Genomic DNA, 13,094 nt, shown 5'->3' on the forward strand with positions numbered 1-13,094 from the left:
TGATTTTTATGGGCGTGGGGGCGATGACCGACTTCGGCCCGCTGCTGGCCAACCCGCGCACCCTGCTGCTGGGGGCGGCGGCGCAGTTCGGTATCTTCGCCACGGTGCTCGGGGCGCTGACGCTGAACTACTTCGGCCTTATCAGCTTCACCCTGCCTCAGGCGGCGGCCATCGGCATCATCGGCGGGGCGGACGGCCCGACGGCGATTTACCTGTCGGGCAAGCTGGCGCCGGAGCTGCTGGGGGCCATCGCGGTGGCGGCGTACTCGTATATGGCGCTGGTGCCGTTAATCCAGCCGCCGATAATGAAGGCGCTGACGACGGAGAAGGAGCGGAAAATTCGCATGGTGCAGCTGCGCACGGTGAGCAAGCGGGAGAAGATTCTGTTCCCGGCGGTGCTGTTGCTGCTGGTGGCGCTGCTGCTGCCGGACGCGGCCCCGTTGCTGGGGATGTTCTGCTTCGGCAACCTGATGCGCGAGAGCGGGGTGGTGGAGCGTCTGAGCGACACGGTGCAGAACGGGCTGATTAATATCGTGACCATCTTCCTGGGATTATCCGTGGGCGCAAAGCTGGTGGCGGACAAGTTCCTGCAGCCGCAGACGCTGGGGATACTGGTGCTGGGGGTGATTGCGTTCGGTATCGGGACGGCGGCCGGGGTGCTGATGGCGAAGCTGCTCAATAAGTTCAGCAAGAATCCGATTAACCCGCTGATAGGTTCCGCCGGGGTCTCGGCGGTGCCGATGGCGGCCAGGGTGTCGAACAAGGTGGGCCTGGAGTCGGACGCGCAGAACTTCCTGCTGATGCACGCGATGGGCCCGAACGTGGCGGGGGTGATTGGCTCGGCGATAGCCGCCGGGGTGATGCTCAAGTACGTGCTGGCGATGTAAACCAGTACCTTTCCCGGCTTGCGCTGCGCTGAGCCGGGCTACGGGTTCACAGCCGTCTGCAAGCCGGGAATGTCCCATAAGGAGACTTTGATGAATGAAACCATAGCATTTCGTCCGGAAGGCCGGGCATCGACAAAAGATGTGGTTGTCAATTACACGCTGGCGTCACTGGACGAGCTTGAACAACTGCATCCGGCGCTGAATCTGCTGGCGCACCCGTCAATCGTCCGTGGCAGCCATGATTTCTTTGTCCGTTGTTATGATGCGGGCGTACAGCATGCGCAGGCCGGGGTAGCTGAAACGGTAGCGGCTTTGCCGGATTCACTGCCACATGAACGGCAAAGGAGCGGGCTGCTGTGCGCCGCAGCCGGACGCTTAGATGTCCTGCGCCAGCCGCTGACGCACAACCGTTTATGCGACCTGGCCGGTCAGTTCTGTGCTGGCATGCCAGATGTTGACAGCGAAACCCGCAGCGGTTTTTATACTGTGCGCAGCATATCGTTGCCGGTTTACCGGCGGCTGTTGCGGGATCAATATTCTCATGGTGTCTGCCTGCAGCAGGCGCTGCTGCACCTGCTGGCCTGGAAGAGCGACTCCCCTTGGGCGCGACAGCAGGCGCAGCGGCTGCTCTGGCAGGGCGGCGTGCTGGGTGATAAAGGTGAGTTTGCGCTTATGACGCTGGATGATGAACTGCGTGAGCGCCAGATCGAGTGGCCCGGGCTGTGGTCGCTGCTGGCTGTAACCGGATTTCTGGCGAAATTCCCGGCCGGGCCGATATTTGCTGACTAAAGCGTGCTCCCCTCCCGGGGAGCCTGTTAATTGGTTGCCGGATATTCCTGTACGGCGATATGCAGAGTAATTTTCTTATCGTCACGCATAATCACCACCGGAATTTCCGAGCCCGGGCGAATCTCCGCAACCTGATCCATTGTTTCCAGAGCTGAGACGGCGGGCTTATCGTTAACTGAAATAATCACGTCATTGGCGCGGATCCCGGCCTGTGCCGCAGGGCCATCAGGGGCAACATCATTGACAACGATCCCTTGAAGCTGATCGATGCCGCCGCCGCCCTGCGCATGCAATGGTGCAATTTCGCGGCCGCTGATCCCAATGTAGCCACGAATCACGCGGCCATCGCGGATCAGCTTATCCATGATTTTGGTTGCCAGTTGGAAAGGAATAGCAAAACCAATCCCTTCAGGCGTTTCACCGTCGTTGCTTTTATCAAATGACAGCGTATTGATACCCATCAGCTCGCCCAGTGAGTTCACCAGCGCGCCGCCGGAGTTACCATGGTTGATTGACGCATCGGTCTGCAGGAAGTTCTGCCGCCCGGTGGGGTTCAGGCCGATACGACCAGTGGCGCTGATAATTCCCTGGGTAATGGTTTGCCCCAGGTTATAGGGGTTACCAATGGCCAGGACGACATCACCGATATGCGGTAAGCGTTTGGGATTAATAGGAATAACCGGCAGGCCGTTACTGGCGTTAATTTTTAAAACGGCCAGATCGGTAAGAGTATCTGAACCCACCAGCAGCGCTTCAAATACCCGACCATCCTGCAGCGCGACGATAATTTGATCGGCATCGTTAATCACGTGCTTGTTCGTCAGAATGTAGCCGCGCTGATCCATAATCACGCCGGAACCGAGAGTCAGCTGGTTGTGGCTGGTACTATTGAGGGCGCGGGTATACACGTTCACTACTGCGGGTGCAGCGCGGCGAACGGCAGAGTTATAGCTGGCGGGTGATTCGTCCGCGCTATCGTATTGTGTGGTCGGCGAAATTTGCCATTGGCGCAGCGAAGGCATAACGGCCAGCAGCAGGCCCCCGACGATCAGACCGATGATTATCGAACGTAAAAGCTTTCCAGGCATGATGCAGATATCGTTGGTGGATGGACAGGCGCAGCATAACACGACTTGTCCGGGCATCGTACTGCATGCGATGCCCGGGATGAGTTAGCGCAATAGCAGATAGATGCTTTCGCTGCCGCGGATAACGTTTAAAGCAATGACCGTTGGCTTGCTTTCCAGCACTTTTCTCAGTTCGGCAATGGAATGAATGCGCTCACGGTTGAGGCCAATAATGATATCGTCTTTATGCAGGCCCGCCTGCGCCGCCGGGCTGCCCTTATCAACGTTATCAATAGCCACGCCTTTGGTGCCATCTTTCATTTGGCCATCGCTTAACGAAGCGCCCTGCAATGCAGGAATGATCAGCTCAGCGCTGGCGGTAGAAGAGGTGCTCTTATCCAGCGTGACCTCAACCTCGACGGGTTTGCTGTCGCGCAGCAGCCCAAGCTTCACTTTGGTGCCCGGCTCCGTGGTGGCGATGCGCGAGCGAAGTTCCGCGAAGCTGTTGAGCGGTTTTCCGTTCAGGCTAACGATAACATCACCGGATTTGATCCCTGCTTTAGCGGACCCGGAGTTTGGCAGCACTTCGCTGACGAACGCGCCGCGCTGAACATCAAGATTCATCGCTTTGGCAATATCCGCGCTCATTTCCATCCCTTTAATCCCCAGCAGGCCGCGTTTGATTTCACCAAACTGAATCAGCTGCTGCGCAAGGGTTTTCGCCATATTGCTCGGAATAGCAAAACCAATACCGACGCTACCGCCGCCAGGGGCCAGAATAGCGGTGTTGATACCAATCAGCTCGCCGTTGAGGTTCAATAGCGCGCCACCGGAGTTGCCGCGGTTGATCGAAGCATCCGTCTGGATAAAGTTCTCCAGCCCCTCAAGATTCAGGCCGCTACGGCCAAGGGCTGAAACAATCCCTGACGTGGCGGTCTGCCCCAGGCCAAACGGGTTGCCAACGGCGACGGCGAAGTCGCCAACCCGCAGCTTATCAGAGTCGGCGATAGCGATTTGCGTCAGATTACTGGGCTTGAGGATCTGCAGCAGGGCGATATCGCTCTGTTCGTCGCTGCCAACCAGCTTGGCATCGAACTCTCGCCCATCGTTGAGCTGGACGCTGATTTTCTGTGCCTGATTAATGACGTGATTATTGGTCAGCACATAGCCTTTCGCGGCGTCAATGATGACCCCTGAACCCAGACCTTCAAACGGCTGGGCCTGTTCTTGCGGCGCATTGTCGCCAAAATATTTTTTCAGCTCTTCCGGCATATTTTGTGCAGGTGAAGCCGTGCCCTCAACCTGTACGCTTACCACTGCCGGTAACACTTTTTCCAGCATCGGCGCCAGGCTTGGCAATGCGCCCTGACCCGGAACCTGTGTCGGTAATGACGCTGCTGCCGGAGGTAAGGCGGACAACGACAACCCAATGCTTAACGCTAACGCACTCAACAGCAAAGTCTGTTTCTTCATTAGATGCTGGCTCTCGTAACCTGAAGTGTATGGAAAACGTCCCGAATGGCCTGATGTTATTGAATTTTCGACCGGGTAACAATGTGGTCAATGTTTAAATTGTAGCTGGGATGAGTGGTTGAGACGGGCGCAGAGGGTGCGCCCGGAGAATATTTTTAATGTAGCGGAAGGATTAGTCGCGCTTTGCGCCACCGCGCAGCAGGCCAGACGCGCCTTCGGAATAGTCGCGCGGCATCTGAACCGGAGCCTGATCGTTGCCCGCTTCAGACTCTTCCAGACGATTGCGGAACGGATTGGCGTCCGCCATGCTGTCCGGCAGCAGGTTGCTGGAGCTTTTTGCCATGTGCTGATACAGCTGGCGGTAATCATGCGCCATGTTATCCAGCAGCTCGGCGCTGCGGGCAAAGTGGCTGACCAGCTCTTCACGGTACTCTTCCAGCTCTGCTTTATTCTTTTCCAGTTCGAATTGCAGCGCCTGTTGTTGGCGTAATTTGCGGTTGCCAAAACGCATGGCGACGGCACCAATGATGATACCGACAACTAGCCCAATTAGCGCATATTCCCAGGTCATGAACATCTCCCGTTGTTTTGTGGTTCCGTAGGGTGGCTGTGAGGCTCTCCGCCTGCGCCCGATAGTGCCACTATAACCGCTAATCCTACAGAAGTGGAATCCTGGCGTGTCATCGCGTAGTGTAGAACAGCCTTTTTTTCGTCAATCGTGAGCTACGGCATTACGGTTTTCAAGGAATAACAATTAGATCATGCAAAGCCTGTCCCCAACATCGCGTTACCTTTCTGCCCTTAAAGAGGGGAGCCATCAACCCGACGACGTGCAGCAAGAAGCGGTCAGTCGTCTCGATACCATTTATCATGAATTGCAAAATAAGCCCTCGGTTGTGCCGCAAACTGGCGGTGGTCTGCGGGCGAAATTTGGCAAGCTGCTGGGCAAGCGTGAGCCCGTTGCTGAAACGGTCGCAGTACGCGGTCTCTATATGTGGGGTGGCGTCGGGCGGGGGAAAACCTGGCTGATGGATCTGTTCTATCAAAGCCTGCCGGGCGAGCGTAAACAACGTCTGCATTTTCATCGCTTTATGCTGCGGGTTCATGAAGAGTTAACCACGCTGCAGGGGCACAGCGATCCGCTGGAAATCGTAGCGGACCGTTTTAAAGCTGAAACCGATGTGCTCTGCTTTGATGAGTTTTTTGTCTCTGATATTACCGATGCGATGCTGCTGGGGGGGCTGATGAAAGCGCTGTTTGCCCGCGGGATAACCCTGGTGGCAACGTCTAATATTCCTCCTGACGAACTGTACCGTAACGGTCTGCAGCGCGCCCGCTTCCTGCCTGCGATCGACGCGATTAAGCAGCACTGCGATGTGATGAATGTCGACGCCGGTATTGATTACCGCTTACGTACTCTGACCCAGGCTCATCTGTGGCTGTCGCCGCTCAATGCGGAGACTCAGCAGCAAATGGATAAGCTCTGGTTGGCTCTGGCGGGCGCAAAGCGCGAGCAGATGCCAATGCTGGAGATAAACCACCGCCCGCTGCCAACGCTGGGAGCCGAAAATCAGACACTGGCGGCGTCGTTTGCGACGCTGTGTGTGGATGCGCGTAGCCAGCACGACTATATTGCGCTTTCACGGCTGTTTCATACTGTGATGCTTTTTGATGTTCCGGTCATGACGGCACAGCTTGAGAGCGAGGCGCGGCGCTTTATTGCCTTGGTTGATGAGTTTTACGAACGCCACGTCAAACTGGTGGTCAGCGCGGCGGTGCCGCTGTACGACATTTACCAAGGCGAACGGCTGAAATTCGAGTTCCAGCGCTGTTTGTCGCGTCTGCAGGAGATGCAGAGCGAGGAGTATCTGAAGCGGGAACATCTACCGGGTTAAAACCGGGTACAAATCACATAAAGGGGTCGATCTTTGACCCCGACTTCTCTATAATCTTGCGACCCCACGTTACGAGAAGGTTTTTTTCCCAAAACTTTCTATGTGCCGGCATAGGCTATTCGAAGGGGTAGGTTTGCTGGACAATGTCGTGTGAACCTCAACTGACTAAACGTTTGGGTGTTCACCAACGTGTAACTTATTTATTTGGGTAAGCTTTTAATGAAAACTTTTACAGCTAAACCAGAAACCGTACAACGCGACTGGTATGTTGTTGACGCGACCGGTAAAACTCTGGGCCGTCTGGCTTCCGAACTGGCACGTCGCCTGCGCGGTAAGCATAAAGCGGAATACACTCCGCACGTTGATACCGGTGATTACATCATCGTTCTGAACGCAGAAAAAGTTGCTGTAACCGGCAACAAGCGCGAAGACAAAATGTACTATCACCACACTGGCCACATCGGTGGTATCAAAGAAGCGACCTTTGAAGAGATGATTGCCCGCCGTCCTGAGCGTGTGATTGAAATCGCGGTTAAAGGCATGCTGCCAAAAGGCCCGCTGGGTCGTGCTATGTACCGTAAACTGAAAGTTTACGCGGGTAACGAGCACAACCACGCGGCACAGCAACCGCAAGTTCTTGACATCTAATCGGGATTATAGGCAATGGCTGAAAATCAATACTACGGCACCGGTCGCCGCAAAAGTTCCGCAGCTCGCGTTTTCATCAAACCGGGCAACGGCAAAATCGTTATCAATCAGCGTTCTCTGGAACAGTACTTCGGTCGTGAAACTGCCCGCATGGTAGTTCGTCAGCCGCTGGAACTGGTCGACATGATTGGTAAACTGGATCTGTACATCACCGTTAAAGGTGGTGGTATTTCTGGTCAGGCTGGCGCTATCCGTCACGGTATCACCCGTGCACTGATGGAATATGATGAGTCACTGCGTGGCGAACTGCGTAAAGCTGGTTTCGTTACTCGTGATGCTCGTGAGGTTGAACGTAAGAAAGTCGGTCTGCGTAAAGCACGCCGTCGTCCGCAGTTCTCCAAGCGTTAATTGTTTTCTGCTCACGCAGAACAATTTGCGAAAAAACCCGCTTCGGCGGGTTTTTTTATGGATAAAACGGTCATTTTCCCTCTACAAACGCCCCTTTATTACCACTTTTTCAGCATTTCCAGAATCCCCTCACCACAACGTCTTCAAAATCTGGTAAACTATCATCCAATTTTCTGCCCAAATGCTGGTGATTGTTCATTTTTTGTTTGGATGATGAGCAAAAATGATGCCACGCAAATGGGGTTTTTACATCTGGCTGGCCATGTGGTCGGCAGCAGTACAAAAATTCTGAATATACCTGGAGGTTTTCATGGCTGTCGCTGCCAACAAACGTTCGGTAATGACGCTGTTTTCTGGTCCTACTGACATCTATAGCCATCAGGTCCGCATCGTGCTGGCCGAAAAAGGTGTTAGTTTTGAGATAGAACACGTGGAGAAGGACAACCCACCTCAGGATCTGATTGACCTCAACCCGAATCAAAGCGTTCCGACGCTTGTGGATCGTGAGCTCACTCTGTGGGAATCTCGCATCATTATGGAATACCTGGATGAGCGTTTCCCGCATCCACCGTTAATGCCGGTATATCCGGTTGCTCGCGGGGAAAGCCGTCTGTACATGCAACGTATCGAGAAAGACTGGTATTCGCTAATGAATACCATTCAGACCGGTACCGCTGCGCAGGCTGATACTGCGCGTAAGCAGCTGCGTGAAGAACTACAGGCGATTGCGCCGGTCTTCACCCAGAAGCCATACTTCCTGAGCGATGAGTTTAGCCTAGTGGACTGCTACCTGGCTCCGCTGCTGTGGCGTCTGCCTGTTCTTGGTGTAGAACTGGTTGGTGCTGGCGCGAAAGAGCTCAAAGGCTATATGACTCGCGTATTTGAGCGTGATTCCTTCCTCGCTTCTTTAACTGAAGCCGAGCGTGAAATGCGCCTCGGTCGGGGCTAAATAATGGATGTATCACAGCTGACGCCGCGTCGTCCGTACTTGTTACGGGCGTTCTATGAGTGGCTGCTGGATAACCAGCTGACTCCGCATCTGGTCGTTGACGTGACTCTGCCGGGCGTACTTGTCCCGATGGAGTACGCTCGCGATGGGCAAATTGTCCTCAATATTGCCCCTCGCGCCGTTGGTAATCTGGAGCTGGCCAACGACGAAGTGCGCTTTAACGCGCGCTTTGGCGGCGTGCCGCGCAATGTCTCTGTGCCCATGGCTGCCGTACTGGCGGTTTACGCACGTGAGAACGGTGCGGGGACCATGTTTGAACCTGAAGCGGCCTACGATGAAGACGTCACCAGCCTGAATGATGACGAAGAATTGCCAGGCAACGACAGCGAAACGGTCATGTCGGTGATTGATGGCGATAAGTCAGATAATCATGATGACGATCCCGATGATACGCCAACTCCGCCACGCGGTGGGCGTCCTGCGCTGCGCGTCGTAAAATAATTCAGCAAATTGACGTCTGTTTTTCTTGACGTTTTGGTATTTATAGGGCCTTTTCCTTACTATTAAGGGGAAGGCCCTTTCTCTTCTGTGCGGGATCTTCTTTCTCTCCAGGCAACGACTCGCTTGTATTTAGCATACCTTTAGTGGCGTCTGTATTTGTTGGGACCAATGCACCATATAGCGAGCCCTGATTGATAACGGTATGAATTAGCCCAGACGTGCTTATCCTCCGGTTTGAAGTCTTCCGGCAGGTCTTTGGGCTGGATAATGACCAGATGACCAGAATAGTCTGGCTAACGGTGGCGGTTATGTGCATCAGCGGCCACCCGGTTTCTTCTGTGGGATGCCTTTGAAGGGGATTTGTTTATATACTTCAAATAACAAGGTGCTTAGCAGGATAATCATAATTAAGTATTCCATACCTCCATCTTCCATGATGAGAATAGGCATCAATAAGATTATTTTATTGATTTGAATTAGTTGAAATTAATTTGTGTTTTAATTTGTTGCATATAATACATTTTATGAATTGATGGTGGCTGAGATATTTTAATATGTACTGGGACTCATTGTGCTTAAATAATAAATTAATAGATTTCTCGGTGCAAATATTATTTTATGCAAAAATCATTGCGTTAATATCAATAACTCATTTTTAGATTTTGTCACGTTAATTATTAGTGGCTAAATAAGTTCACACAAAAAAAATTTTCTGAAATAATGTAAACGTTCACACTTCAAGCTGTTTAGTACTAATGTGCTTGTTTTTTAATCGCTTCCATTGTGCGGTGGCGTGACTTTCATTCGAAATGATAAATAATTATTTTTATTAAATCCCATTTTTAGTATTAATTGATGTTTCATTAGATACATATATTTATACTGCCTGCCGTTGATACGCATCAATCAATATTAATTATTGTGCGTGCTGTAATTCTTTGAGTTTTATAGCTATTTTTCATCAGTTATTCTATTTTGAATTTAGCGGCTTTTTTGATGAATGAATAATCAATTTCTTAATTTATCAGGAGTTTTGAGCATATCTCCTTTCCCTTTATGTCGGGAGGGAAATAATGATGCTTATTTAAATTTAATGCTTTTAAGGATGAATAATGAAAACTGTAGTTAAAACAGCGGTTGCTGCAGCACTGGTTATGGGTTTTGCTTCTTTCGCTAACGCGGCAGGTACTAACACCGGCACCGTAACTTTCACTGGTATATTGAAGATTCTCCGTGCTCAATTGTGGTTGGCGATGAACATCAGACGGTAAACCTGGGCCACATCGGTACCGGTTCTCTGACCAACGGTGGTCAATCTTCTGCGGTAGACTTCCACATTGGTCTGGAAAACTGCGCATTTACCACCGAAACCACGATGAACACCGTCTTCTCTGCCGCCGGTAACGAATCTACCGCCAATAAAGGCAACCTCGCTCTGATGGGCGCTAACGGCGAAATGGAAGGCTCCAGCATTGTTCTGGCAACCTATAAAGGCGCGCAGATCAAAGTGGGCGATACCGACACTCAGAACCTGGTTGTGGATGCAGCAGGTAAAGGTCTGGCCGATCAAACTCTGAACTTTAAAGCCTGGGTTCAGGGCGATGCGACCACCACCAATATCGACACGGGTGAATTCAGCAGCGTTGTAAACTTCGCGATTAGCTACCTGTAAGGTATGCCATTCCCTGCGGCGTTCTGCCGCAGGGAAAATAATTATCTCTGTTACCCACCTATTTTCTATGGGTAACTTTGTTTACCGCTATTTTCCATTATCAGGGACAGATATTTGATGAGTCATTATTCATCCTTTCGTTTGCGTGCGCTCACTGTTTGCGTCGCTCTGGCGTTGTCTGGCGGGGTGAATAATTGTTATGCGGAAGATGCCATTCAGTTTAATACCGAGTTTCTTGATGTGAAGGATGGGGCAAAGCTCGATCTGAATCGTTTTTCCCGCAAAGGATATATTATGCCGGGGAAATATACGCTACAGGTTATGGTTAACCAGAGTCAGATAACTCAGGAAAGTATAATTACCTATACGGCTGAAGAGAACGATAAAAATAATAGCTATCCCTGTTTATCACCAGAACTGGTGGCGCAGTTTGGTTTAAAACCCGAACTGGTTGAAAAATTACGCTGGATAAAATCCGGCGCCTGTTTACAGCCGAATCAGCTTGAGGGTATTGAAACGCAAACTGATTTAGGCAAGTCGACCTTAACGGTCATTATTCCTCAGGCTTATTTACAATATTCAGATAAAGACTGGGATCCACCATCTCGTTGGGATGACGGGATCGCGGGCGTACTGTTTGACTATAACGTTAACAGCCAGTGGCAGCACCCCGAGCATCAGGCTGGCGACCAATACGATGTCAGCGGCAACGGTACGCTGGGGGCGAACTTAGGCCCGTGGCGTTTTCGCGCTGACTGGCAAGCGAGCTACCGTCATGAAGATGCCGACAAAAGTGACGATGACATTTCGCAGCACTCTTCTGCGCAAACCGATCGTAACTGGGACTGGAGCCGTTACTACGCCTATCGCGCAATACCCTCGCTGGGCGCGCAGCTGAAATTTGGCGAGGATGCGCTGACGTCGGATATTTTCGACAGCTTTAACTATATCGGCAGCAGCCTGATTACTGACGATCAAATGCTACCACCTAACTTACGCGGCTATGCGCCGGATATTTCAGGCGTGGCGCGCACCAACGCGAAAGTCACGATCAGCCAGCAGGGACGCGTGATCCATGAGTCGCAGGTGCCCGCTGGCCCGTTCCGCATCCAGGATTTGAACGAAGCCGTTTCCGGCGACCTGCATGTGCGTATTGAAGAACAAAACGGGCAGGTACAGGAGTATGACGTCAGTACCGCCTCGATTCCGTATCTGACCCGCCCAGGCCAGTTGCGTTATAAAGTGGCCGTTGGCCGCCCGCAGGATTGGGATCACAACCTGCAAGGTTCGCTGTTCGCCACCGGAGAAGCCTCCTGGGGGATCACCAACGGCTGGTCGCTGTACGGCGGCGGGATTGGCGAAGAGAACTATCAGGCGCTGGCGATTGGCGTGGGGCGTGACATGGCGGCGCTGGGCGCGCTGTCGCTGGATCTTACCCATTCACGGGCGAAGGTACCCGAAGGCAGCGAATATGGCGACGGTATACTTCACGGCAACTCGTTTCGCGCCAGCTATGCCAAAGATTTTGATGATATCGACAGCCGTCTGACCTTCGCGGGATATCGCTTCTCGGAAGAGAACTACATGACGATGGACGAGTATCTCGATACGCAGAATACCGATAGCAACCTGATTCGCACCGGCCACGACAAAGAGATGTATACATTGACCTACAGCCAGAATCTGGCCGATATCAACGTCAACGCCTATGTGAACTTTACGCACCGTACTTACTGGAACCGCCCAAGCGAGGATAGCTACAACCTGACGGTCTCCCACTATTTCGATCTTGGCGATGTGCGCAACATTAGCCTGTCGGTTAACGGCTATCGCAATGAATACGATGACGAGACCGACGACGGCGTATTCATCTCCCTGAGCGTGCCGTGGGGGAACGATCGCACCCTGAGCTATAACGGCTCCTTCAGCGGCGACGATAACAGTAACCAGGTGGGTTATTACGAACGGTTAGACGATCGCAATAACTACCAGCTTAACGTCGGCCACGGTAATGAGGGGGCGATGATGGACGGTTACTATCGCCATACCGCGGATTTCGCCGACATTGACGCCAGCATGAACTACCAGGAAGGCGAATATGTCTCTGGCGGGCTCTCTTTGCAGGGCGGCGCGACGTTAACCGCGCAGGGCGGGGCGCTGCACCGCACCGGCGTGAATGGCGGTACGCGGTTGCTGGTAGATGTCGACCAACTGGCCGATATTCCGGTTGGCGGCTATGACACGCCGGTCTATACCAACTACTTCGGCAAAGCGGTGCTGACCGATGTTAATGACTACTACCGCAACCAGGTGCGTATTGACCTTACCCAGCTTCCGGAAAATGCGGAGGCGATCAACTCCGTGGCGCAGGCAACGCTCACCGAGGGCGCTATCGGCTATCGCCATATGGAAGTCATTAGCGGCGAAAAAGCGATGGCTGTTATTCGGATGTTCAATGGCGAGTTCCCTCCTTTTGGCGCGGAAGTGCGTAATGAGCGCCAGCAACAGGTGGGGATTGTCGATAGCGACGGTAGCGTCTACCTGGCCGGCGTGAACGCCGGCGAGCGCATGCAGGTTATCTGGGACGAGCGACCGCAGTGCGAAATCAGACTGCCGACGCCGTTGCCGAAAGATCTGTACAGCGGCCTGTTATTGCCCTGCCAGAGCGATGATCCGTCGTTAACGTCACCGCCTGCTCAGCCCGTGAAACCCCTGCTTCAGCAGCAGACCCGACTCGCGCCTTCGCCTGAACCCGAAGCGCTGTCGTCCCGTAATCCGCTGAACTGACTAAAAAAGGATTGAAAT

General features: G+C 52.8%; 12 protein-coding genes and 1 pseudogene. 10 read left to right on the forward strand and 3 right to left on the reverse strand.

Annotated features, from left to right (window positions below):
• Positions 1 to 887, forward strand: an 887-nt coding sequence (locus FN082_RS20580) for a sodium ion-translocating decarboxylase subunit beta (RefSeq protein ID WP_142982284.1), incomplete at its 5' end; no start/stop codon positions are given.
• A 90-nt stretch (positions 888 to 977) separates the two neighbouring features.
• The gene (locus FN082_RS20585; RefSeq protein ID WP_139540718.1) at positions 978 to 1,676 is read left to right on the forward strand and encodes a triphosphoribosyl-dephospho-CoA synthase; all 699 of its coding nucleotides are present in this window, start codon (positions 978 to 980) and stop codon (positions 1,674 to 1,676) included.
• A gap of 26 nt (positions 1,677 to 1,702) precedes the next feature.
• Here FN082_RS20585 and degS read toward each other — a convergent pair whose 3' ends face one another.
• The 3 genes from degS to zapG form a co-directional block, all read right to left on the reverse strand.
• Positions 1,703 to 2,764 (reverse strand): outer membrane-stress sensor serine endopeptidase DegS, encoded by a 1,062-nt coding sequence (gene degS / locus FN082_RS20590; protein ID WP_139540776.1) that lies wholly within the window; start codon positions 2,762 to 2,764, stop codon positions 1,703 to 1,705.
• Between the two features lie 84 nt (positions 2,765 to 2,848).
• On the reverse strand, positions 2,849 to 4,216 hold the full coding sequence (degQ, locus tag FN082_RS20595) for a serine endoprotease DegQ (protein WP_139540717.1): 1,368 nt from the start codon (positions 4,214 to 4,216) through the stop codon (positions 2,849 to 2,851).
• Positions 4,217 to 4,388: 172 nt separating this feature from the next.
• Entirely contained in the window at positions 4,389 to 4,787 is a 399-nt protein-coding gene (zapG, locus tag FN082_RS20600) for a Z-ring associated protein ZapG (protein WP_139540716.1), read from the reverse strand.
• Between the two features lie 190 nt (positions 4,788 to 4,977).
• Here zapG and zapE point away from each other — a divergent pair, with 190 nt between their 5' ends.
• From zapE to FN082_RS20640, 8 genes and pseudogenes are all read left to right on the forward strand, one after another.
• Entirely contained in the window at positions 4,978 to 6,111 is a 1,134-nt protein-coding gene (zapE, locus tag FN082_RS20605) for a cell division protein ZapE (protein WP_139540715.1), read from the forward strand.
• 219 nt (positions 6,112 to 6,330) lie between these two features.
• Positions 6,331 to 6,759, forward strand: a complete 429-nt coding sequence (rplM, locus tag FN082_RS20610) for a 50S ribosomal protein L13 (protein WP_123756283.1) — start codon at positions 6,331 to 6,333, stop codon at positions 6,757 to 6,759.
• Positions 6,760 to 6,774: 15 nt separating this feature from the next.
• Positions 6,775 to 7,167: a 30S ribosomal protein S9 gene (rpsI, locus tag FN082_RS20615; protein WP_110272826.1), complete on the forward strand. Its 393-nt coding sequence runs from the start codon at positions 6,775 to 6,777 to the stop codon at positions 7,165 to 7,167.
• Positions 7,168 to 7,224: 57 nt separating this feature from the next.
• Entirely contained in the window at positions 7,225 to 7,533 is a 309-nt protein-coding gene (locus FN082_RS20620; protein WP_142467546.1) for a hypothetical protein, read from the forward strand.
• Complete coding sequence (gene sspA / locus FN082_RS20625) at positions 7,478 to 8,116, forward strand: stringent starvation protein SspA (RefSeq protein ID WP_004134697.1); 639 nt, start codon at positions 7,478 to 7,480, stop codon at positions 8,114 to 8,116. Before FN082_RS20620 ends, sspA begins: the two co-directional genes overlap by 56 nt.
• Positions 8,117 to 8,119: 3 nt before the next feature.
• Positions 8,120 to 8,617, forward strand: coding sequence for a ClpXP protease specificity-enhancing factor (gene sspB / locus FN082_RS20630; protein WP_139540714.1), 498 nt, complete (start codon positions 8,120 to 8,122; stop codon positions 8,615 to 8,617).
• Between the two features lie 1,112 nt (positions 8,618 to 9,729).
• A pseudogene (stfA, locus tag FN082_RS20635) lies at positions 9,730 to 10,289 on the forward strand (fimbrial major subunit StfA).
• Between the two features lie 117 nt (positions 10,290 to 10,406).
• Positions 10,407 to 13,076 carry an outer membrane usher protein gene (locus FN082_RS20640; protein WP_142982285.1) on the forward strand — a complete coding sequence of 890 codons (2,670 nt, stop codon included), beginning with the start codon at positions 10,407 to 10,409 and terminating at the stop codon, positions 13,074 to 13,076.
• The last annotated feature ends 18 nt before the right edge of the window (positions 13,077 to 13,094 follow it).

It is taken from the genome of Klebsiella spallanzanii (assembly GCF_902158555.1).
GTDB classification, from domain to species: Bacteria; Pseudomonadota; Gammaproteobacteria; order Enterobacterales; family Enterobacteriaceae; genus Klebsiella; species Klebsiella spallanzanii.